General features: G+C 71.7%; 11 protein-coding genes and 8 pseudogenes. 6 read left to right on the top strand and 13 right to left on the bottom strand.

Annotated features, from left to right (window positions below; all coding sequences use genetic code 11):
• Window positions 1-6 precede the first annotated feature (6 nt).
• The 8 genes and pseudogenes from QQK45_RS06090 to QQK45_RS06130 all read right to left on the bottom strand — a co-directional run bounded on the left by QQK45_RS06090 (window position 7) and on the right by QQK45_RS06130 (window position 10429).
• Window positions 7-1442, bottom strand: a pseudogene (locus tag QQK45_RS06090) (NAD-dependent succinate-semialdehyde dehydrogenase).
• Between the two features lie 59 nt (window positions 1443-1501).
• Window positions 1502-2431 carry a sugar phosphate isomerase/epimerase family protein gene (locus QQK45_RS06095; RefSeq protein WP_284292499.1) on the bottom strand — a complete coding sequence of 310 codons (930 nt, stop codon included), beginning with the start codon at window positions 2429-2431 and terminating at the stop codon, window positions 1502-1504.
• Complete coding sequence (locus tag QQK45_RS06100; protein WP_431310322.1) at window positions 2428-3624, bottom strand: dihydrodipicolinate synthase family protein; 1197 nt, start codon at window positions 3622-3624, stop codon at window positions 2428-2430. The genes QQK45_RS06095 and QQK45_RS06100 overlap by 4 nt, the downstream gene beginning before the upstream one ends.
• A gap of 41 nt (window positions 3625-3665) precedes the next feature.
• A pseudogene (locus tag QQK45_RS06105) lies at window positions 3666-4827 on the bottom strand (Gfo/Idh/MocA family protein).
• Window positions 4828-4959: 132 nt separating this feature from the next.
• Window positions 4960-6030 (bottom strand): LacI family DNA-binding transcriptional regulator, encoded by a 1071-nt coding sequence (locus QQK45_RS06110; RefSeq protein WP_284292500.1) that lies wholly within the window; start codon window positions 6028-6030, stop codon window positions 4960-4962.
• Window positions 6031-6127: 97 nt separating this feature from the next.
• On the bottom strand, window positions 6128-7786 hold the full coding sequence (locus QQK45_RS06115; RefSeq protein ID WP_284292501.1) for a glycoside hydrolase family 9 protein: 1659 nt from the start codon (window positions 7784-7786) through the stop codon (window positions 6128-6130).
• A gap of 166 nt (window positions 7787-7952) precedes the next feature.
• Window positions 7953-8662: pseudogene (locus QQK45_RS06125) on the bottom strand (GntR family transcriptional regulator); the annotation flags it as partial.
• Between the two features lie 366 nt (window positions 8663-9028).
• Complete coding sequence (locus tag QQK45_RS06130) at window positions 9029-10429, bottom strand: APC family permease (protein WP_284292502.1); 1401 nt, start codon at window positions 10427-10429, stop codon at window positions 9029-9031.
• Window positions 10430-10608: 179 nt separating this feature from the next.
• Here QQK45_RS06130 and QQK45_RS06135 point away from each other — a divergent pair.
• From QQK45_RS06135 to QQK45_RS06145, 4 genes and pseudogenes are all read left to right on the top strand, one after another.
• Window positions 10609-12261, top strand: a pseudogene (locus tag QQK45_RS06135) (primary-amine oxidase); the annotation flags it as partial.
• 101 nt (window positions 12262-12362) lie between these two features.
• Window positions 12363-12614, top strand: a complete 252-nt coding sequence (locus QQK45_RS21965; protein ID WP_348525339.1) for a copper amine oxidase — start codon at window positions 12363-12365, stop codon at window positions 12612-12614.
• Window positions 12615-12617: 3 nt separating this feature from the next.
• A pseudogene (locus QQK45_RS06140) lies at window positions 12618-14095 on the top strand (aldehyde dehydrogenase family protein).
• Window positions 14096-14229: 134 nt separating this feature from the next.
• Window positions 14230-14993 (top strand): annotated as a pseudogene (locus QQK45_RS06145) (GntR family transcriptional regulator).
• A gap of 3 nt (window positions 14994-14996) precedes the next feature.
• Here QQK45_RS06145 and QQK45_RS06150 read toward each other — a convergent pair.
• From QQK45_RS06150 to QQK45_RS06170, 5 genes and pseudogenes are all read right to left on the bottom strand, one after another.
• Complete coding sequence (locus tag QQK45_RS06150; RefSeq protein WP_284292503.1) at window positions 14997-15956, bottom strand: ABC transporter ATP-binding protein; 960 nt, start codon at window positions 15954-15956, stop codon at window positions 14997-14999.
• On the bottom strand, window positions 15953-16813 hold the full coding sequence (locus tag QQK45_RS06155) for an ABC transporter ATP-binding protein (protein WP_284292504.1): 861 nt from the start codon (window positions 16811-16813) through the stop codon (window positions 15953-15955). The genes QQK45_RS06150 and QQK45_RS06155 overlap by 4 nt, the downstream gene beginning before the upstream one ends.
• Complete coding sequence (locus QQK45_RS06160; protein ID WP_284292505.1) at window positions 16810-17664, bottom strand: ABC transporter permease; 855 nt, start codon at window positions 17662-17664, stop codon at window positions 16810-16812. Before QQK45_RS06160 ends, QQK45_RS06155 begins: the two co-directional genes overlap by 4 nt.
• Window positions 17665-17763: 99 nt before the next feature.
• A pseudogene (locus QQK45_RS06165) lies at window positions 17764-18746 on the bottom strand (ABC transporter permease).
• Between the two features lie 113 nt (window positions 18747-18859).
• A complete protein-coding gene (locus tag QQK45_RS06170; RefSeq protein ID WP_284294959.1) occupies window positions 18860-20524 on the bottom strand; it encodes an ABC transporter substrate-binding protein in 1665 nt (554 codons plus the stop codon).
• A gap of 263 nt (window positions 20525-20787) precedes the next feature.
• Between QQK45_RS06170 and QQK45_RS06175 the strand changes: the two are divergent.
• Both QQK45_RS06175 and QQK45_RS06180 read left to right on the top strand, forming a co-directional pair.
• Window positions 20788-21486: pseudogene (locus QQK45_RS06175) on the top strand (Gfo/Idh/MocA family protein); the annotation flags it as partial.
• Window positions 21487-21575: 89 nt separating this feature from the next.
• Window positions 21576-21836 (top strand): Gfo/Idh/MocA family oxidoreductase, encoded by a 261-nt coding sequence (locus QQK45_RS06180; RefSeq protein ID WP_284292506.1) that lies wholly within the window; start codon window positions 21576-21578, stop codon window positions 21834-21836.
• The last annotated feature ends 23 nt before the right edge of the window (window positions 21837-21859 follow it).

Raw genomic sequence — 21859 nt, forward strand, 5'->3', positions numbered from 1 at the left:
GCGCGGTCAGGCCTGTGCGACGAGCTTGCTGACGAGGTACTCGTCCAGGGCCTCCGGCCCGCCCTCCGAGCCGTAGCCGCTCGCCTTGCGTCCTCCGAAGAAGGTGTCCCGTGCGCCGACCCCGAAGCGGTTGACGCTGACCATGCCCACGTCGAGCCGCGGCGGGACGCGCAGCGCGCGGTCGGCCGACCCGGTGAACAGGTAGGCCCCGAGCCCGAACGGCACGGAGTTCGCCCTCGCGACGACCTCGTCCTCGTCCCGGAATCGCGTCACGGCGGCGATCGGGCCGAACGGCTCCTGACGCATGACCAGCGCGTCGTCGGGCACGTCCGCGAGCAGCGTCGGACGCCAGAAGTAGCCGACGGCGTCGTCCCCGTCCCGCCCGCCGCGAGCCGCGCACCCCGGGCGAGCGCGTCGTCGACGTAGGGCGCCATCGCCTCGAACCGTCGCGCGTTCGCGAGCGGCCCCATGTCCACCGCGTCGAAGCCGTCCCCGACCTCGACCGCGTCGAGCAGCTCGGCGAACCGCGCCACGAACCGGTCGTAGACGGCCTCTTGGACGAAGAACCGGATCGGCGACCCGCAGGACTGGCCGGTGTTGTGCGTCTTGGCACCGAGCGCCTGTGCCGCGACCGCCTCGGGGTCGGTGTCGGCGAAGACGAGGACGGGCGCGTGCCCGCCGAGCTCGAGCATCGTCGGCTTGGCCAGAGCGCCCGACTGGCGCGCGAGGTGCTGGCCGACCGCAGTCGACCCGGTGAACGACACCTTGCGGATCACGGGTGACGCGATCAAGCGCGCCGAGATCCGTTCGGGGTCGCCGAACAGGACGTTGACGACGCCCGCCGGCAGGCCGGCGTCCTCGAGCGCGTGCGCGAGGAACACCGCCGACGCGGGAGTCTCCTCGGCCGGTTTGAGCACGACCGTGCAGCCGGCGGAGAGCGCTGCGGCCAGCTTTCGACCCGGGACCGTCAGCGGGTAGTTCCAGGTCGTGAACGCCGCGACGGGGCCGACCGGCTCACGCAGGACCATCATGCGGCCGTCCGCGGAGCCCGGCAGCACCCTGCCGTAGGTGCGCGTGCCGTCCGTCGCCATCGAGTCCATGATGTCGGCGGTGTAGGCGACCTCGTCGAGCGAGTCGCCGTAGGGCTTGCCGTTCTCGAGGGTCATGGCCCGGGCGATCGGCTCCGCACGCTCGCGCAGGAGCTGCGCGGCACCCATCACGATCTCGGCCCGGCGGTGCGGGCTCGTCTCGCGCCACGGGACCCACGCCCGGTCCGCCGCTTCGAGCGCGGCGTCCACGTCGTCGTCGGTCGCGACGGGCACCCGGCCGACGACGCTGCGGCGGGCGGGGTCCTCGACGTCGAACGTCGTGCGCTCGTCCACCCCGATCCACCTGCCGTCGACGTGCAGCTCTCCGTCGGGGATCCGGTTCGGTCTGGGCATCGGTGCCTCCTTGTCGACGGTGCGCGCGCTCGCGGGGCGCACCTGACCTGTCGCGGACACTACGGGCGCTCCCCTGGAGCGTCAAGCAAGCGCATTCCCGCTCCCGGTGACGGTGCGAGATGCGGTGCGACGTGTCGCTCCCAACGCTCGGCGACCGTGGCGACCGTGGCTGCCACGGGCGCGTCCCACACGGTCTCGTTGAAGATCTCCACCTCGACGTCACCGCGATAGCCGGCATCCGCGACCCACGTGGTCACGGCCGCGAAGTCGACGTAGCCGTCGCCGACGTGCCCGCGGGACAGGAGCGCGTCCGAGGCCAGGGGCAGGATCCAGTCGCAGACCTGGTAGCACGCGAGACGGCCCTCGCGCCCCGCTCGCGCGACACCCGCGCGAAGCTCGGGGTCCCACCACACGTGGTACGTGTCCACGACGACGCCGACCGCGCCGGGCGCGAAGGGAGCGGCAAGGTCGAGCGCCTGGGCCAGCGTGGAGATCACGGCGCGGTCAGCGGCGAACACCGGGTGCAGCGGCTCGAGGGCGATCCGCACGCCGCGGGCCTCGGCGAAGGGGGCGAGCTCGGCGAGGCGGTCGGCCACCCGGGAGCGCGTCGCGACAAGGTCCCGATCGGTCGCGGCCCCCGGGGGCCCGCCCGGACTGGAGCCGCTCAGCCCGCCGACGACGAACACGAGCTCACGCGTCCCGACCGTGGCGGCCTCGTCGATCGCACGACGGTTGTCGTCGAGTGCGGCCTCGACCCCCGCGTCGTCCGCGGCGGTCAGGAAGCCCCCTCGGCACAGGCTCGAGACCCGCAGACCCGCCTCCGCGACGATCCTCGCCGCCCGTTCCGCCCCGACCTCCTGCACCCGGTCGCGCCAGAGCCCGACGGCGCCGTAGCCGGCGCTCGCGGCGGCGTCGACCGCGGTGCGCAGGTCAGCATGCTTCACGGTCGCCGTGTTGAGCGACAGCCTGCTCAGGTCCGCGCCGCTCATGGCCTGCCTCCGGCGACCTCGAGGAGAGCGCCCATCCTGCGGGCCGCGAGCTCGGGATCGTCCAGCAGGCCGGCCGTGTCGGCCAGGCGGAACAGCTCGACCAGGTGCGGCAGCGACCGCCCGGCGTGGAGCCCGCCGAGCAGCTGGAACCCGGGCTGGTGGCCGTTGAGCCATGCCACGAACGCGACGCCGGTCTTGTAGTACACGGTGGGAGCCGCGAACACGTGCCGCCCCAGGGCCTGGGTCGCCGCGAGGATCTCGTAGGCGCGGGCGGTCTCGCCGGAGTCGAGGGCCTGCAGCGCCGTGGAGGCGGCCGGGTAGATCACCGCGAAGATGCCGAGCAGCGCGTCCGAGTGCCCGCGGGCATCCCCGACGACGAGCTCCGGGTAGTGGAAGTCGTCGCCGGTGTACAGGCGCACCGGTCCCCCGTCCGACGGGTCGAGCGCCGCGAGCCGCGCTCGGAGCGCCACCTCGTGGTCGGCGTCGAGCAGCGAGACCTTGACCCCGTCGACCTTGTCCTGGTGGCTGCGGACGAGGTCGACGAAGACGTCCGTTGCCCCGAGCACGTCGTGCGTGCCCCAGTAGCCCTCCAGCGCCGGGTCGAACATGGTTCCGAGCCAGTGCAGGACGGCCGGCTCGGCCACCTCCGCGAGCACGGCGTCGTAGACCCACTGGTAGTCCTCGGGCCCGGACGCCACGCGCGCCAGCGCACGCGACGCCATGACGATGACCTGCGCACCGGCCGCCTGGACGGTCTCGACCTGCTCGCGGTAGGCGTCCACGACCGCCTGCAGCCCGGCGCGACCCTCCGGCACCGAGGCGAGGTCGAGCTGGTCGGTGCCCGCCCCGCACGCGATGCGGCCACCGACCGTCCGGGCCTCGGCGGCGGACCGTCGCACGAGCTCGCGGGTCGTCTCCCAGTCCAGGCCCATCCCGCGCTGCGCGGTGTCCATCGCGTCGGCGACGCCCAGCCCGTACGACCAGAGCTCGTGCCGGAACGCGAGCGTCGCGTCCCAGTCGACGTGCGGACGCCCACCCGGGGTGTTGTCGGCGCCCGGCAGCGGCACGACGTGCGCCGCGGCGAGCGCCGCCCGTGACCGGATCGGCGTCGTCGGGCGCGTCCACGGCCCCGGCAGGCCGAGGTCCCGCTCCTCGACTCCGATCGTCAGGCCCGCGTGGTCGAACCGGGGCAGCCTGACCCGGGCCCCGGACGATGAGCTCGCCACGAGCGCGGTCACAGGACGATCTCCGGCACGTCGAGGCGGCGCCCCTCGGCCGAGGACCGGAGCCCCAGCTCGGCGAGCTGCACGCCGCGTGCGGCGGACAGCAAGCCGTACCGGTGCGGACGCCCGGCGACGACGTCCTTCAGGAACTCCTCCCACTGCAGCCTGAACCCGTTGTCGAGGTCGGCGTTGGCCGGCACCTCGAGCCACTGGTCCCGGAACGGCTCCGTGACCGGGAGGTCGGGGTTCCAGACGGGCTTCGGTGTGTGCGCCCGCTGCTGGGCGACGCAGCGGCGGAGCCCGGCGACGGCGGAGCCGTGCGTCCCGTCGACCTGGAACTCGACGAGCTCGTCCCGGAAGACACGCACCGCCCACGAGGAGTTGATCTGCGCCACGGCGGGATCGCCGCTCGGGGTCTCGACGTCGAAGATTCCGTACGCGGCGTCGTCGGCCGTCGCCGCGTAGGCCTTCCCGTCCTCGTCCCAGCGCTCCGGGATGTGCGTGACGGTGCGGGCCGTCACGGTCCGCACGCTCCCCAGGATGCCCTCGAGGACATAGTTCCAGTGGCAGAACATGTCGGTTGTGATCCCCCGCCGTCCTCGGCGCGGTAGTTCCAGCTCGGCCGCTGGGCAGGCTGGTGGTCTCCTCGAAGACCCAGTAGCCGAACTCACCCCGGAGCGACAGGATGCGACCGAAGAACCCCTCGTCGACCAGTCCGCGCAGCTTCACGAGCCCGGGCAGGTACAGCTTGTCGTGCACGACACCGCACGTCGCCTGCGACGACGCGCCCAGCCGCGCCAGGTCGACCGCCTGCTCGAGGGTCTCCGCGGTGGGCTTCTCGGTGTAGACGTGCTTGCCCGCGCGGATCGCGGCGGTCAGGGCGTCGTGGCGCCGCGAGGTGACCTGGGCGTCGAAGTAGACGTCGACGTCGGGGTCGCCGAGGACGTCGTCGAGGCTCGTGCTCCAGCGGTCCACGCCGTGGCGCTCGGCCAGCTCGGCCAGCTTCTCCCCGTTGCGGCCCACCAGGATCGGCTCGACCTGGACGCGGCCACCGCCGGGGAGGCTCACACCTCCGTCGTCGCGGATCGCCAGGATCGAGCGCACGAGGTGCTGCCGGTAGCCCATCCGGCCGGTGACGCCGTTCATGGCGATGGTCAGGGTTCGCTCGGTCATCTCACTCCGTCGTGTCGGTCGGCGGCTCACAGCCTGGGGGAAAGCGTTTACCAGGCTAGAGAGACTCACCGCCGGAGTCAAGATCGACGACGGCGGTCGCAGCGGACGGCCGGGGGCGAACGGTCGGAGGGCCTACGGCCGCCGAGGCGTCGACGCCCGCACGCGCACCACGCCGGTGACGGTCGTGCGCGCCGGCGCGTCCCCGTCCGGCGTCGCGAGCGCGAGCCCGACCGCCAGCTCACCCATGCGCGCGAGCGGCAGCGCCACGGTGGTCAGCGCCGGCATCACGTCGACGGCGCTCGGCACGTCGTCGAAGCCGGTGACGGCGACGTCCCGAGGGACCGAGAGGCCGAGATCCCGCGCCGCGGTGATCGCCCCCATCGCCATGACGTCGTTGGCAGCCAGCACCACCTCGGGCCGGGCCGTGCCCGACTCGAGCAAAGACCGCATCCCCGCGTACCCGCCGTCCCGGGTGAATGCCGACGGGACGACCGCGACGGACGCCCGGTCGATCCCCAGTCCGGCGAGCGCCGAGACGAAGCCCTCGACCCGGTCCGCAGCGGATCGGTTCCGCCCCGCACCCGACAGGATCGCGAAGGAGCGGTAGCCGAGATCGTGGACCACGCGCGCGAGCTCGGCCGCGCCGTCCCGGTTCGCCACCAGGACGCCGGGAAGGTCCCCGACCGCCTGGCCGATCGTCGCGACGGCGCCCGAACGCTCCCGGTACCTCGCGAGCGCGGTGCCCAACCCGGCGTCGCTGCCGGCCGTGTCGTCCGCGATCCCCCGGCCCATCCGCGCCCCAGCGAGGATGACCGCCCGGGCCCGCTGACGGTCGAGCAGCTCGACGAACCCCAGCTCGCGGCCCGGGTCGTTGCCGGTGCTCGCCAGGGTCACGACGAGGCCCTCCCGGTCGGCAGCCGCCGTCACCCCCGCGGCGATCGCCGCGAAGTAGGGATCCGCGATGTCGTGGACCACGAGCCCGATGGTCGTCGTCCGGCCGCGGGCCGTCGCCTGCGCGTTCGCGTCGGGCGAGTAGTGCAACCTCGCGGCCGACGCGAGCACCCGCGCGCGCAGCTCGGCGCCGACGACGCGGTCGACGGAGCCGTTCAGCGTACGCGAGGCGGTCGCGAGCGAGACGCCCGCGTCGCGAGCGACGTCGACGAGGGTCGCCCTCCTCGACACGGTGCGCTCCCGCTCCGCCACGTCCTCGCCCGCCTTCGGTCGCCGCCGGCACGGCCACCGGACGGCAGCCCACCCCGGGAGACTAGCGCGGCGCGTCCGCGACGGACCGGACCGGGCGTCAGCGCGCCGACGCCACCGCGAGCAGGAACCACCCGGTGTGCGGTATCCACTGCTCGGCCCAGCGCCACCGGTCGCCCTCGGGTGCGTCCGGTGGAAGCAGCGCGACGTCCTCCTCGTCGGCGTGACCGCTCGTGACCCCGTTCGCGATCCCGCCCGGGAAGTTTGGGAAGTCGCTCGCGTACTCGGGATTGTTGCGCCCCTTGCCGTGGAGCATGCACGCGTCGAAGGGATTGCGGCCCAGCACCCAGGCGAGCTGGTCGTGGGCGAACGCATCGAGCCGCGCCGCGTCGTCGTCGGAGACGCCCGACCGTGCGACTGCGGACGCCGCGGCCGCGAACGACGCGATCCCCGCGTTCTCGCCCTGCCACCAGTACCCGGTCTCGTTCGCGTGCGGGAAGAAGAACGCGTCCCGCACGGCGCCGCCGACGGGCTGGGTCCGCTGCCGCGGATAGCCGAACGGGTTGGCCACCCCGCCGGTCCGCACGAGCACGTCGAGCATCGCCCGCACGGCCGTCGCACGCGCCGGCCCGGCCTCCGGCCGATCCGGAAGAAGCTCGGCGAACCGGAGCAGTGCGAGGATCGGGAGCCCGGGCTCGACCGCGTGGAAGAACGGACGGCCCTCGGCGTCGCCGACGAACCAGCCCGGGCCGTCCTCGGGGCGCACGTAGCGCGCGACCAGCGCGGCTGCACGGGCCCGCGCCGCCGGCTCCGCGGCGTCCACCCCTGCACCGACGAGCTCGGCGGCCGCGAGGAGAGCGGTGTAGTCGTCGACCACGGACTCCTCGCCGTCGAACAGGTACTCACGGTTGTGCTGCTCGAGGTGGACGAACCCGGCCACCGCGGCGTCGAGATAGCGGGACCGGGGCAGGTCGCCGTCGTCGTCGAGCCGTGAGGCCCGCGCGAGCGCCGCGATCGCGAGCCCGCCGCCGTGACGGTAGGCGGCCTGGTAGCGGGACGTCCGCACCGAGTCCTGCAGCGGAGCCGTCACGACGCGCTCTCGCAGGTCCTTGGTCAGCGCGTCGAAGATCCCCGTGTAGAAGTAGCCTTCGGGGGCCCGGAACCGGACCAGGAAGTCGGCGCCCCACAGGCCCTCGTCCCGCAGGCGCGCGCCCACCGACCGCAGCAGCGCCGGGTGCGTCGTCGCGAGGACGTCGTGCGCCGCGAACATAGCCCAGGCGCACAACGGGATCTGCTGAGGGCTCATCGTGCGGGTGTACGTAAGGTGGCTGAGGAACTTGCTGGTGTCGCCGCTCGCGTCGAGCCATCCACCGCGCGCGTCGACGGTGAGCCCGCTCTCGTCGCCCCAGCGCAGCGCCACGCGGTCCTTGCGGTCGATCTCACCCGTCGACCGCATGGCCCGGAAGTAGGCGAGGACGTCGGACAGCACCTGACGCTGGAGCCGGTCCGGCTCCGCGCGGAACGCGAGGACGGGGCACCCGTCGACCTCCACCACGTGGTCGCCGGGCTCGAGCGGCGGCAGGTCGACCCGCGCGAAGGGCCCGCGGCGCCACCCCACCACGCGCTCCGGCGGCCCGCACCACAGCTCGGCCCGTCCCTCGGTCCCTGCGCCCGAGGCGAGGTGTCGCAGCACGACCCGCGCCGGCGCACGGTGGTCCGACAGCTCGAGGACGACCGCCTGGCCGGGCCCGGTCGTCATCCCCACGTGGCTCGCGAGGCCGCGCGGGCCACCCGTCGCCTCCGCCCTCACCCGTGGTCCCGGGCTCGGAAGGTGTGCCGGGCGAACGACGTGCGCAGCCGGTAGCGGTCCCCGCGTACCGGATCGTCGACACGAACAGCGGGCGTTCGGTCTCGTCGTACGCGACCTGGCGCATCACGAGGACCGGCTTGTCCGCCTCGAGGTCCAGGAGCCGAGCGAGGTCGGCGTCCACCTGCTGCGCCTCGATGGTCGCGTCGGCACGGGCCGGTGCGAGCCCCGACCCGCGAGCTCGTCGTAGAGCGACGCGCTCGAGAAGTCCACGCTGTCGAGCCCCACGACCTGGTCGACGGGGATCTCGGTGCTGTCCACGGCGACGGGCATCGTGTCGAGGCACCGGACGCGTTCGAGCTGGAAGATCAGCGCGCCAGGGGCGATCTGGAGGCTCTCTGCCTCGTCGAAGGTCGCGGGCCGCCGGACCGAGCACAGGACGCGGGAGGACGACTCCAGACCCATCCGCCGGGCGGTCTCGCTGAAGGACTCCAGGCTGTTCGGCCACTCCTTCGGGCTCGGGCCTTGTGCCACGTACCAGCCGCGACCGTGCGACGGCAGCAGCAGACCGTCCTCGACGAGTCGACCGAGGGCCTTGCGCAGCGTCACCCGCGAGATGCCGAGCCCGTGGCAGAGCTCGCGCTCGGAGGGAAGACGCGCGCCCTGGGCGAGCTCTCCCCGAGCGATCTGTTCAGAGATCAGCGCTGCGGCCTGCAGCCACAACGGCTCCGGCCGCTCGGCGCTGATCGCCGCGGCGAACGACTGCAGTGCGCTCATCGGGCGTGCCCCCGGGACCCGGCTCTCATGACGACTCGCCCCCTCCACCATCTACTCTGAGTATTAAAGTCCATCTAATACCACTGAGTCCAGTTGCGACAGCGGAGGTGTTCCGCCGGGACGTATCGGCGGAGTCTTCAGGGGATGGCAACAGCAACGACCATGGGTGCGCCCTCAGCATGCGGCGTCTCGGCGACCGGGCAGGGCGGGCGATCCGCCAATTCTGCTATCCAGTGCGTACCATGCGGATACCAGTACTGACCTCTAGGTCTCGGCAGACACCGCGGCTCCCGTCCGCACGGCCCCTCGGAGACACACCCTCATGACCGCGTGCCACGTGCTCACCGACCGACCGGTGCCTCAGGCCCGGGCCGGTCGGGGTGCCCGACGCGGGCACCCGACCGGCCCGGGGCTCCGTCACGCCGACGCGACCACGACGTCGTCGTCCTCGACGAGGTCCATGACGGGCGGCCGACGGCGGAAGCCGTGCGTCACGACGGCGAGGATCACCACGCCGACGCCGACCCACACCAGGCCCGCGATCAGCGCCGTCCGCGAGAGGCTGGTCCACAGCCAGACCATGAGCGCGAAGCCGATCGCCGGCGCCAGCACGTACGCCAGCATCGCGACGACGCCACGGCGCCCCTCGTCGACCGCGTAGTGCTTGACCACGGCCAGGTTCACGAAGCTGAACGCCACGAGCGCGCCGAAGTTGATGACCGACGCGACGAAGTCGAGCGAGAGCACGATCGAGCCGACCATGCCGACGAGCCCGACCGCGCCGATCCCGAGCCAGGGCGTGCGGAAGCGGACGTGGACCGCCGCGAAGAACCGGCGCGGCAGCTGCCCGTCCCGACCCATCGCGTAGAGGATCCGCGAGACGCTGGCCTGCGAGGTGATGACCGACGCGAAGCTCCCCGCGATGTACGCGGCGGTGAAGAACGAGTTCAGCGCACCGCCGCCGATCCGGCGCATGAGGTCCAGCGATGCGGTGTCGGAGTCCGTGAAGCTCGCGTAGTCCGGGAAGACGAGCCCCGCGACGTAGGCCACCACCACGAAGACCAGCCCGCCGACGAGCGTGCACAGCACGATCGCCCGAGGAATCGCACGGCGCGCGTCCCTGGTCTCCTCGGAGAGGGTCGAGATCGCGTCGAACCCGAGGAACGCGAGCGCCAGGTAGGCGGCGCCGGACATCAGCGTGCCGATGCCCGCGCCGTCCCCTCCGAAGGGCTGGAGCAGGCCGGGTGTGCTCGAGTGCCCGGTCGCGTAGGAGATTCCCACGACGACGAACACCACGACGAAGACGAGCTGCACGCCGACCAGAGCGAGGTTCGCACCGGACACGAGCCGGATGCCGACGACGTTGAGCCCGGTCACGAGGATCGCGGAGACCACGACGAACACCCACGCGGGGATCGAGGGGAAGCTCGTGTGGAGGTAGAGCCCGATGATGAGGTAGTTGAGCAGCGGCAGCACGAGGTAGTCCAGGAGCAGCGCCCAACCGGTCAGGAAGCCGAGGTGCGGGCCGAAGGTCTTCTGGGTGTAGGTGTAGGCCGATCCCGCCGTCGGGTAGGCGCGCACCATGTGGGCGTAGCTGGCCGCGGTGAAGAGCATCGCGACGGTCGTCACGACGTACGCCCCGGCGAGGTGCCCGTGGGTGACCTCGGTGACGATCCCGTACGTCGTGAAGACGGCCAGCGGCAGCATGTAGGCCAGCCCGAAGAGCAGCAGGGACGGGGTCCCCAGAGAGCGTCGCAAGCGCGGCGCAGCGGGCGAGCTCAGGGCCGTCGAGGTGGTCCCGCGCAGGGGTTCGGTCATGACGCGCTCCTTCGATTCTCGGTCGCCCCGACGCTCCCGAACCCCCTGCGGCACCTGGGCGTGCGTCGCAATGTACCGACGAACCTCTTGGTTGGAAAGCGTTTCCCCGCTAGCGTGCCTGGCACCCGGGAGACGAACGGGCGGCAGCCGTGCCGTCCGCGGACGAAGGAGTGGAACGCATGACCTCACCGTTCACGCCCGAGCTGGCGCACGCGCTGCGGACGCTCGGCACCGACGAGATCACCACGAACCGGGACGTGCTCAAGCAGGCCGGGCTCGTCGGCCCGGAGACCCGGTTCGCCTACGTCGGGCTGGTCGATCCCGACAAGCGCGACGCGCTCGGGGCCGGCACCTCCGACCGACGCGTCCGGAGCTTCCTCGTCGACCTCTCGACCGGAGCCTCGCACGACACCGTCGTGTCGGTGACGACCGCGACGCTCGTCAGCGCGCGCACGCTCGATCCCGACGTCGACGGCGCCGTCCCGGTCGTCCTCGACGAGTTCACCATCGTCGAGGAGGTCGTCCACCGGGACCCGCGCTGGCTCGCCGCCATGGCACGCCGCGGACTCACCGACCTCAGCACGCTGCGCGTCAACCCGCTCTCCGCCGGCGTCCTGGCCGACGGCGAGCGCGGCCACCGGATCCAGCGGTGCTTCACGTTCGTCCAGCGCACGCCCGACGACCTCGGGTGGGCGCACCCCGTCGACGGCGTCACCGTCATGGTCGACGTCGTCACCCGCGAGGTGCTCGACGTGCAGGACCACGCTCTGCTCCCGGTCCCGCAGGAGGACGGGAACTACCACCTGCCGTCCTGGCGCGGACCCGACCGTGAGGGCGTGAAGCCGATCGCGATCACGCAGCCCGAGGGGCCGAGCTTCACGATCGACGACGACGGCGTGCTCGACTGGCTCGGCTGGCGGCTCCAGGTCGCCTTCGACCAGCGCGAGGGGCTGGTCGTGCGCACGGTCTCCGTCGACGACGACGGCGGCGCGCGGCCCGTCCTGTACCGCGGCTCCATCGCCGAGATGGTCGTGCCGTACGGCGACCCCAGCCCGCAGCGGTGGTTCCAGAACTTCTTCGACGGCGGCGAGTACCTGTTCGGCGGCTTCGCCAACGAGCTCGTCCTCGGCTGCGACTGCCTGGGCGAGATCACCTACCTCGACGCCGTCGTCGCCGGCAACGACGGTGCTCCCCGGGTCATCAAGCAGGCGATCTGCATCCACGAGGAGGACGCCGGGGTGCTGTGGAAGCACACGGACGGCTGGAACGGCTCGTCGCAGACCCGTCGCAACCGGCGCCTCGTCGTGAGCTTCTTCATGACCGTCGGGAACTACGACTACGGCTTCTACTGGTACTTCGGTCTCGACGGGACCATCGACTTCGAGATCAAGGCGACCGGCATCGTCTTCACGTCCGCGTACCCCGGGGAGGGCTACCGGTTCGCGACCCAGGTCGCGCCCGGGCTCGGCGCGCCGAACCACCAGCACCTGTTCTGCGCACGCCTCGACGTCATGGTCGACGGCTCCGAGAACGCGGTGGACGAGGTCGAGTCCGTCATGGTCCCGCGCGGGCCCGACAACCCGTACGGGACCGGTTACACGCAGTCATTCACGCGCCTCCACGACGAGTCGGAGGCCCAGCGGGAGGCCGACAACCGCAAGGGCCGGTTCTGGCTCGTGAGCAACCCGGAGAAGCCGAACCGGCTCGGCGCGCCCGTGGCCTGGGGGCTCTTCCCGCAAGGCCGGGAGCTCCTGCTCGCGGACGCCGACGCGGACATCACGCGGCGCGCGACCTACGCGACCAAGCACCTGTGGGTCACGCCGTACGCGCCCGACGAGCTCTACCCCGCCGGCGACCTCGTCAACCTGCACCGGGGCGGCGACGGCCTCCCCGGTGGACCGCCGCGAACCGGGACGTCGACGGCACCGACATCGTGCTCTGGCACACCTTCGGCCTCACGCACTACCCGCGCATCGAGGACTGGCCCGTCATGCCGGTCGACAAGGCCGGCTTCACCTTCAAGCCGCTCGGATTCTTCGGTCGGAACCCGTCGCTCGACGTCCCCGAGAGCACGTCGTGCCACGTCCCCGGAGAGCCCGGCGACCACCACCACCACGAGCACCACGAGCACCACCACCACGATGCGCAGCACGCGCACCGTTCCGACGACGCAAAGGAGCGCTGACAGATGTCGATCGACACACGGCTCACCGACTGGGACCGGGTGCTCACCGGCGGGCTGGGCTACCTCGCGGGCGAGTTCCGCACGCTCGGGTCCTCGATCACGGTCCTCGAGAAGGCGACCGGCAGCACGCTCGGCACGGCCGGGCTCGGCTCGCTGCCCGACCTCGACACCGCCGTCGTCGCCGCACGAACCGCACAGGCGGACTGGGGCGCCCAGCCCTACGACGTCCGCGCACGCCTCGTTCGCGACGTCGCCGCGCGGCTTGCGGAGCGGGCCGACGAGTTCGCCGACCTCATCGTCCGCGAGACGGGATCCATCCGCGGCAAGGCCGAGTACGAGGTCGCGGGAGCGATCGACGAGCTCCTGACCGCGGCCGGGCTCGCCGCGCAGCCGCGTGGCGAGCTGCTCGCCTCGCACGACCCGGGTCGCACGAGCGTGTCGGAACGGGTTCCGGTCGGCGTGGTGGCCACGATCACCCCCTGGAACTTCCCGCTCATTCTCGCGATGCGCGTCATCGCGCCCGCCATCGCCCTCGGGAACGCGGTCCTGCTCAAACCGTCCCCCGAGACCCCGCTCTCCGGCGGCCTGGCGATCGCGTCGCTGTTCGCCGACGTCGGCGCCCCAGCGGGCCTCTTCCAGGCGGTGTGCGGCGAGCTCGAGTTCAGCGAGGCGCTCACGGTCCACGACGGCGTCGACATGGTGCACTTCACCGGCTCGACCGCCGTCGGAGCCCAGATCGCGTCCGCCGCAGGCGCACGGCTCACCAAGGTCTCGCTGGAGCTCGGCGGCAACAACGCCCTCGTCGTCCTCGAGGACGCCGACGTGGACCGGGCGGCCATGATCGGCGCCTGGTCGACGTTCCACTACCAGGGGCAGACCTGCATCAGCGCGGGCCGCCACCTGGTGCACGAGAGCATCGTGGACGAGTACGTGGCCAAGCTCGCAGCGCGCGCGGCCAGGATTACGGTCGGAGACCCCTCCGATACCGCGACCGGGATCGGACCCATGATCAACGAGCGCCAGGCCGCCCGCGGGGAACGGCTGCTCCGCGACGCCGTCGCCGCCGGGGCGACGGTCGTCGAGGGCGGCACGCGCGAGGGCTTGTTCTTCCGCCCGACGGTCGTGACCGGCGTCCCGCGCAGCTCGTCGCTGTGGACCGACGAGGTCTTCGCGCCGATCGCCCCCGTCCTGGCGTTCCGCACGGACGACGAGGCGATCGCGCTCGTGAACGACACCGCGTACGGCCTCGTCGACGCCGTGCTCGGCACCGACGTCGCCCGCGCCGAGCGCGTCGCGCGGCGCTGCGCGCGGGCATGGTCCACGTCAACGACGCCACGCCGACCGACGAGGCCACCGCACCCTTCGGAGGCGTGGGCGCCTCCGGCCTGGGCGGTCGCGCCGGCGGCCAGGCGAACGTCGAGGAGTTCACCGAGCGGCGCTGGATCAGCGTGCAGCACGGGAGGCCCGAGTACCCCTACTGACGAGAAGGCTCCGCCACGAGGCGCGGGCGGCCCCGGACCGCGGTCCACGGCTGCCCGCCCTCGTGTCGCCGCGGAACCCCGCCGCCTCCACTACGCTGCACACGACGTCGGACGTCGCGAGCGAGGGGAAGGCGATGGCAACGGCCGGATCGGACAGCAGGACCGTGAGAAGCGATCACCCCGATCCACTCTGGCTCCAGGTCGCGGCGCTCGTGGCCGAGGACGTCTCGACCGGGCGTCTCGGAGCGGGCTCGCGGCTGCCGGCGGAACGCGAGCTCTGCCTGCGGCTCGGCGTCTCTCGGGTCACGCTGCGCAAGGCGCTGAGCCATCTCGTGGAGGAAGGCGTGCTGCGCCCCTCGCACGGTCGGGGCTGGTACGTCGCGGCCACGAGCAGCGAGCGCAAGGACTGGCCCAACCGGCTCGAGTCCTTCTCGGAGACGGCGGCGCGGATGAACCTCACCCCGACGTCGAGGGTCCTGCGCTCCTCGGTCGACCCCGCGACCCTCGACGAGGCCGAGGAGCTCGGCATCGCACCCGGGACGCCGCTCTTCCACCTCGACCGCGTCCGGCTCCTCGAAGGCATCCCCACCGCGATCGACCGGACCCGGGTACCCGCCCACGTCGCCCCGGCCCTCGCCGAGACCGACTTTACAACGGGCTCGCTCTACGACGTGCTCGCGTCGGCCGGAGCCGAGCCCGTGCGCGCCGAAGCCACCATCGAGGCCCAGGCGTCGACCCCCTGACGGCCGACGCGCTGGGCCTCCCGGAGGGACAGCCCGTGCTCTCGATGCACGAGCTCGCCTACGACGACGCCTCGAAGCCCCTGTTCGTCTCCGAGATCGTCTACGCCGGCGACCGCTACCGCCTGCGGACCTCCTTCACCCGCACCTCCGACTGATGCTCACCGCGACGCGGCGGCGAGCCCCGTCAGCTCCTCGACGAGCGAGCGGTCCGCGTCGTCGTCCCGCCAGTCGCGGGCCCAGTGCGCGTCTTCCGGCCAGGTGTCGAGGTCGGGATCCAGCGCCCCGAGCGTGACCTCCGGATGGCGCTCGTACCGCTGGAGATCGACGGCGAACGGCCCCGACGCCGGATCGGGCGCAGCACGCACGAGCAGCTGCGTGTACGGGTGGACCGGAGTCAGGATCACGTCGTCGCTACGTCCCCGCTCCACGACGCGCCCCCGCCGCATCACGACGATGCGCGAGGAGAAGTGCCGGGCGGTGGCGAGGTCGTGCGTGATGTAGAGGACCGCCAGGTCGTTCTCCCGCTTGAGGTCGTCGAGGAGCTGGAGGATCTCGAGCCGGATCGAGACGTCGAGCATCGACACCGGCTCGTCCGCGATCAGCACCTCCGGGCGCGGCGCCAGCGCCCGCGCGATCGCGACCCGTTGTCGCTGCCCGCCGGACAGCTCGTGCGGGTACTTGCGCAGCACCTCCTTGGCCGGGGAGAGGTTCACGGCCTCCATCAGGCGGAGCAGCTCGCGTTCCTCCTCCGCGGCCGAGCGCACCACGCCGTGGATGCGCAGCGGCCGCGCCAGCTGGTAGGCGATCGGGAGCGACGGGTTGAGCGACGAGAAGGGGTCCTGGAAGACCATCTGCACCCGCGACCGGTAGCGCTTGTCGGCCCGCCCGCCCCGCGCCGGCGCGACGCCGTCGAGCAGGACCTCGCCCGCGGTCGGCGTGACGAGCCGGACGGCCATCTTCGCCACCGTGGACTTGCCGCTGCCGCTCTCCCCGACGAGCGCAACGGTCTCGCCCGCGGTCACCCGGACCGAGAAGTCGTCCACCGCCCGCAGCGCGGCGCCGTGCCCTCGGTGGCTGCGGTAGTCCTTGGTGAGGTGCCGGACCTCCAACGTCGTCATGACGGCCTCCTCTCGGGCTCACGGTCCACGTAGCGCGTGCCCGTCGCGGGCATGTCGCCGCGCAGGCTCGGGAAGGACCGCAGCAGGTGCTGCGTGTAGTCGTGGCGGGGTGCGTCCTGGATCTGCCGGGACGAGCCTTGCTCCACCAACCGGCCCGAGAGCATGATCCCGACCCGGTCGCTGATCTCGAGCAGGAGCCCGAGGTCGTGGGTGATGAACAGGACCGCGAACCCGAGCTCGCTGCGCAGCCGGTCGATCTCGTCGAGGATCGTGCGCTGGACCACGACGTCGAGCGCGGTCGTCGGCTCGTCCATGACGATGAGCCGAGGGCGCAGCGCGAGGGCGATCGCGATCATGACGCGCTGACGCATGCCGCCCGAGAGCTCGTGCGGGTAGCTCGTGAGGTGCCGCGGGTCGATCCCGACGGTCGCGAGGAGCTCCTCCGCCCGCGCCCGACGCTCCGTGCGGCTCAGTCCGCTGCGGTGGTCGACGAACACGTCCTCGATCTGCGAGCGGACGGTGTGCACGGGGTTGAGCGCGTTCATCGCCCCCTGGAACACCATGGAGATCTCGCTCCACCGGAACGCCCGCAGCTCCCGGCCGTCGAGGCCGAGCACGTCGAGCGGGTCCGCGCCGTCCGGCGTCCAGCGGATGGCGCCGCCGACGATCTCGGCGGGAGGCTGCAGCAGGCGTGTCACCGCGTACGCGAGCGTCGACTTGCCGCACCCGCTCTCGCCCGCGAGGCCGAAGATCTCGCCCGGCGCGATCTCGATGCTCACGTGGTCGACGGCGCGCACGGGGCGCGCCGTCCGGTACTCGACCGTGAGGTCGTCGATGCTGAGCAACGGAGCGCTCACCGTTTGCCTCCTCGCCGCGGCGCCTGGGCCGCGGCGCGCAGCCGCGGGTTGATCCGCTCGTCGATGCTGAAGTTGATGAGGCCCAGGGCAGCGCCGAGGATCGCGATGCACAGCCCGGGTGGCACGAACCACCACCAGGCACCGAGCGTGATCGCCTGCGCGTTCTGGGCGAAGAAGAGGATGCTGCCCCACGACGCACCGTTCGCCGCGCCCAGGCCGAGGAACGAGAGCCCGGCCTCGGCGAGGATCGCGCCCAGCGCACCGAAGACGAACTGCGACGCGATGATCGGCATGAGGTTGGGCAGGATCTCCCGCAGCATGAGCCGCCAGCGCGACTCGCCGGCCACGCGCGCCGCGTCGACGTAGTCGCGGGAGCGCACGGACAGGGTCTGGGAACGCAGCACTCGCGCGGCGCCCGCCCAGCTCACGATCGCGATCACCAGGGCGATCACGAGCACGCTGCGGGAGTCGACGTAGTCCGTCACGATGATGAGCAGCGGAAGCCCGGGCAGCACGAGGAAGACGTTGCTGAGCAGCGACCCCGCGTCGTCCCAGAGGCCGCCGAGGAACGCCCCGCCGACGCCGAACAGCATCGACAGCGCGACCGTGAGCGCGCCGGCGACCACGCCGATGGTCACCGAGCCCGTCGTGCCGGCGAGGACCTGCTTGAACACGTCCTGGCCGATGTCCGTCGTGCCGAAGAGGTGGTGCAGCGACGGCGGCTGGAGCCCGTCGGGGCCGCTCCGGTTCGGGTGGTGCACCAGGAACGGCGCGAGCACCGCGACGACGGCGAAGACGGCGCAGATCGTCAGACCGACCCGCAGCTTCCACGAGCCGCGGCGCCCGAGCACGACGTCGTCGTCCCCGCCGCGGCGGGCGCGGCGGGGCCGTCGGGTGGCGCACCGCCGTCGGGACGGGTGAGGTCCTGTTCGGAGAACGTCATCGTGGGCCTACTTTCCCTGTCGCGTGCGGGGGTCGATCACGCCGTAGACCAGGTCCGCGACGAAGTTCGCGCCGAGCACGGCGAGCGTGATGATGAGGAAGAGCGCCTGCATCAGCGGGTAGTCGTCGTTCTCGACGGCCTGGATGAGGGTGTAGCCGACCCCGGGGTAGGAGAAGACGCTCTCGGTGACGACGGAGCCGTTCACGATGAAGCCGAGCGAGATCGCGAAGCCGGTCACGCTCGGTAGGAGCGCGTTGCGCATCGCGTACGAGCCGAAGACCCGCGCGGGTCGTAGGCCCTTGGCCCGTGCGGTCACGACGTAGTCCTCGGCCATCGTGGACACCATCATGTTGCGAGCGCTGAGGATCTGGCTCGTGACCGAGGCGAGGACGATCGTGAAGGCGGGCAGCAGGCCGTAGTAGATCGCCGAGCCGATGAACTCCGGCGTGAAGGACGGGGTGAGCGACGAGTCGTAGCCGCCCGTCACGGGGAACCACTGCAGCGTGACCCCGAAGACGTAGACGAGGACGAGCGCGAGCCAGAAGTACGGGATGGCGGACAGGAACGTCGAGACCGGGACGAGCCCGTCAAGCCAGCTCCCCGCCGCCAACCGACGTACGAGCCCAGGAGCTGCCCGACGACGTAGCTGATGATCGTCGACAGCCCGACCAGGACGACGGTCCAGGGCAGCGCGCTCGCGACGATGTGCGAGACGGGCGACGGGTAGTAGGTGACCGACAGCCCGAAGTTCCCCGTGAAGATGCTCCCGAGGTAGTGCCAGTACTGCACGAGCAGGGAGTCGTGGGTCTGGCCGAACTGCAGCTCGAGCGCGTGCCTCGCCGAGGCCGGCAGGGGCGCGAGCCGTTGCGCCTTGGCCAGGACGACCTGCACCGGGTCACCCTTGACCATCCGTGGCAGCAAGAAGTTGAGCGTGATGGCGATCCAGCCCGCGAACGCGTAGAACGCGAGCTTTCGGAGGTAGTAGCGCATGGGTCCTCGTTGGGTGGCGCCCGCGGGCGGCGGGGACGGTCTGCGCGAGTGCGGCGGGTGCCTTCACGAGGAAGGGACGCCCGCCGCACCCGCACCGGGAGACGGTCTTCTCGTCAGGACCGGGGCTTGAGCTGCTTCGCGACGTAGCCGACGTTCTGGGCGATCCAGTTCGACGGGTTCGCCCAGAGGTCGTCGTTGGTCGGCCAGCCGGTGAAGTGCTCGTCCCGGTAGGTCGTCACGGCGCCGTTCTGGCTGAGGACGATGTAGGGCTGGTTCTCGGCCCAGTACGTGCCGAGCTTGCCGTAGACGGTCGCGAGGGTGTCCTCGTCGTTCGTCGCGGCGGCCTGCGCGAGCAGACTCTGCACCTCGGGGTCGTTGACGCGGGCGAAGTCGTTGCTCGCCGACTTGCCCACCGGTGCGCTGAGCGCGTAGTTGAACGCCCCGTTGAACTGGTCGAACGGGGTGGCACCCGTGTTGATGCGGTCGTCGAGGAGATCGAAGTCGCCGGTGGCACGTGCCGTCGTGTAGGCGCCGAGGGACTGCTGGACCTGCTTCACCTGGATGCCGAGGGCCTCGAAGTTCTCGGCCAGCAGCTGGTTCGCGGTGATCGTGTCGGTGTATCCCGTGACGGTCGCGAGCCGGATCACGATCGGCTTGCCGTCCTTGCCGAGCAGGTGCCCGCTGCGGTCGGTCTTGTAGCCGGCGTCCGCGAGCATCTGCTTGGCCTTCGCGACGTCCTGGGTGAGGGTCTTGCCCTTGTAGGCCGCGGGCGTGAAGGCCTCGTCACGTGGTTGGAGCAGCGTGGTGGGGTTGGCGGGGGTGTCGGTGCCGCCGAACGCCTTCTGGATGATCGAGTCCCGGTCGATCGCGAGGCTCAGCGCCTCGCGGAACTTGAGGTCGGAGTACGGCGCCTTCGTGAGGTTGGGGATGAGCACCTTGATGTCCGCGGGGATGACGACCATCTTGTTGTGCTCGTTCTTGTCGAGGAACGACTTCTTGACGTCGGTGAGCGCGATGCCGGCCCAGTCGACCTGCCCGGCGTTGAGGGCGTTGAGCCCGCCCGTGTTGCCGTCCTCCGCGACGAGCTTGAGGCCGGGCACCGAGGGCTGGCCCTTGACGTAGTAGCTCGGGTTCTTCTTGAGCGAGAACGCCTGGCTGCTGTACTTCTCGAAGGTGAACGCGCCGGTCCCCACGGGCTTGGTGTCGAGGAACTTCGCCGGGTCGTCGACCGACTTCCAGAGGTGCTCGGGCACGATGAAGACCTCGCCGAGCAGCGCGTTCTCGTTCGGGAAGTTGGGCTTCTTGAGCTTGATCGTGACGTGCGTGTCGTCGGTCGCGGTCGCGCTCGCGAGGTCGAGCCCGTAGATGTTGAGGGCCGGGTTGGTCCGGATGAGGTTGTAGGTGAAGGCGACGTCCGCCGCGGTGAACGGCTTGCCGTCCTGCCAGCTGACGCCGCTGTTGAGCGTGATGTCGTACGTCGTGCCGTCGGAGCTCACCGTGAAGCTCTTCCCGAGCCACGGCGCCGGCTTCCCGGCCTGCGCGGTGTTGTAGTAGAAGAGCGGCTCGTAGACCGCACCGAGGACGGCGCCGGCGCCGCTCCAGTAGACGCTGCTCGAGAACGGGTTGAAGTTGTCGGGGATGGCACCGGGGTTGCCGGTGTAGATGCTCACGTAGCGGCCGGACGAGCTCGAGCTCGACGGCGAGCACGCTGTCAGGGCGGCGGTTGCGGCGGCGGCGGCGAGCACCGCGGCGAAGCGCACACCCCCTCGGCGGGTCATTCTCACGGGCCTCTCCTCGCGTCCACGTAGTCCCGGCGCCCGAGCGCTCTGCTCGGCGACCGGCGGCCGGCTGGTCCGACCTGGCTCCCGCCCGGGTTCGACGGGCGATGAGACGACAGCATGCTCCTGGTAACTAGAGGTTGCAAGAGGTATGTGTATCAATCTTGTAACCAAGTCCACTTCTAGACCACACGATACAACTCTGGTTAGGGTGTGGTCCTGCACGAGCGCGACGCACGCCCGTCACGACGAAAGGACGCTCCGTGGCCCGCAAGACCCGCATCGGCCTCCTCGGCTCCGGCTTCATCAGCGACACGTACGCCGACGCGCTGCGCGACGTCCGGTCCGCGGAGCTCGTCGCGAACTACTCCCGCGACCCCGGTCGAGCCGCCGACTTCGGTCGCCGCTGGGGCGTCCCCACCCAGCACGCCACCATGGAGGAGCTCTGCGCGGACCCGGACGTCGACCTCGTCGTCGTCGCGCTCCCCAACGAGGCGCATCTCCCGGCGGTCCGCGCCGCGGCGACCGCCGGCAAGGGCGTGGTCTGCACCAAGCCGCTCGCGCGCACCGGCGACGAGGCGGCGGAGATCCTGCGCACGGTCGTCGACGCCGGCGTCTGGCACGGCTACGCCGAGAGCTCCGTCTTCTCCCCCAACATCGCCAAGGCCCACGAGATGGTCACGGCAGGCGCGATCGGCGACGTCCTGACGATGCGCGCTCGGGAGGCCCACTCCGGCCCCCACGCGCCCCACTTCTGGGACGCCGAGACCGCGGGAGGCGGCGCGCTGCTCGACATGGGCTGCCACACCGTCGAGTCCGCCCGGCACTTCTTCGGCAAGGACAACCCCGTCGTGGACGTCTTCGCGTGGGGCGCCACGCTGCTGCACGGTGACAAGACGACGGGCGAGGACACGGCTGTCGCGCTCCTCCGCTTCGCCGGCGGCCAGCTCGCGACCGTCGAGTCGTCGTGGGTGGAGAAGGGTGGCATGGCCCTGCGGCACGAGCTCGTCGGGAGCGGGGGCGGATCGTCACCGACACGTCCAACACGTCGGTGTGGGGCTTCATCGAGAACCCCGCGGGCTACCTCGTCGAGAAGGCTGACGCAGACACGGGCTGGGTCTACCCAGTACCGGAGGAGACGCGCGCCTACGGCTTCAGCCAGGAGATGCGTCACTTCGTCGAGCGCTTCGAGGACGGCGCCGCCCCCACCGAGACCTTCGAGGACGGCGTCGTCGTCAACCGCATCCTCGACGCCTGCTACCGGTCGATGCGCACGGGCCGCTGGGAGCCCGTCGCACCGTCCGGACACTGACGCCGTCGCCCACCACCACAGGA

The organism is Luteimicrobium album, from assembly GCF_030161555.1.
Lineage (GTDB): Bacteria > Actinomycetota > Actinomycetes > Actinomycetales > Cellulomonadaceae > Luteimicrobium > Luteimicrobium album.

What these genes read in the sequence shown, in the direction of transcription:
- QQK45_RS06095 (WP_284292499.1), bottom strand. Translation starts at nt 2,431, where the DNA reads ATGAGCGGCGCGGACCTGAGCAGGCTGTCGCTCAACACGGCGACCGTG.
- QQK45_RS06115 (WP_284292501.1), bottom strand. Translation starts at nt 7,786, where the DNA reads ATGACGACCGGGCCCGGCCAGGCGGTCGTCCTCGAGCTGTCGGACCAC.
- QQK45_RS06130 (WP_284292502.1), bottom strand. Translation starts at nt 10,429, where the DNA reads ATGACCGAACCCCTGCGCGGGACCACCTCGACGGCCCTGAGCTCGCCC.
- QQK45_RS06150 (WP_284292503.1), bottom strand. Translation starts at nt 15,956, where the DNA reads ATGACGACGTTGGAGGTCCGGCACCTCACCAAGGACTACCGCAGCCAC.
- QQK45_RS06170 (WP_284294959.1), bottom strand. Translation starts at nt 20,524, where the DNA reads ATGACCCGCCGAGGGGGTGTGCGCTTCGCCGCGGTGCTCGCCGCCGCC.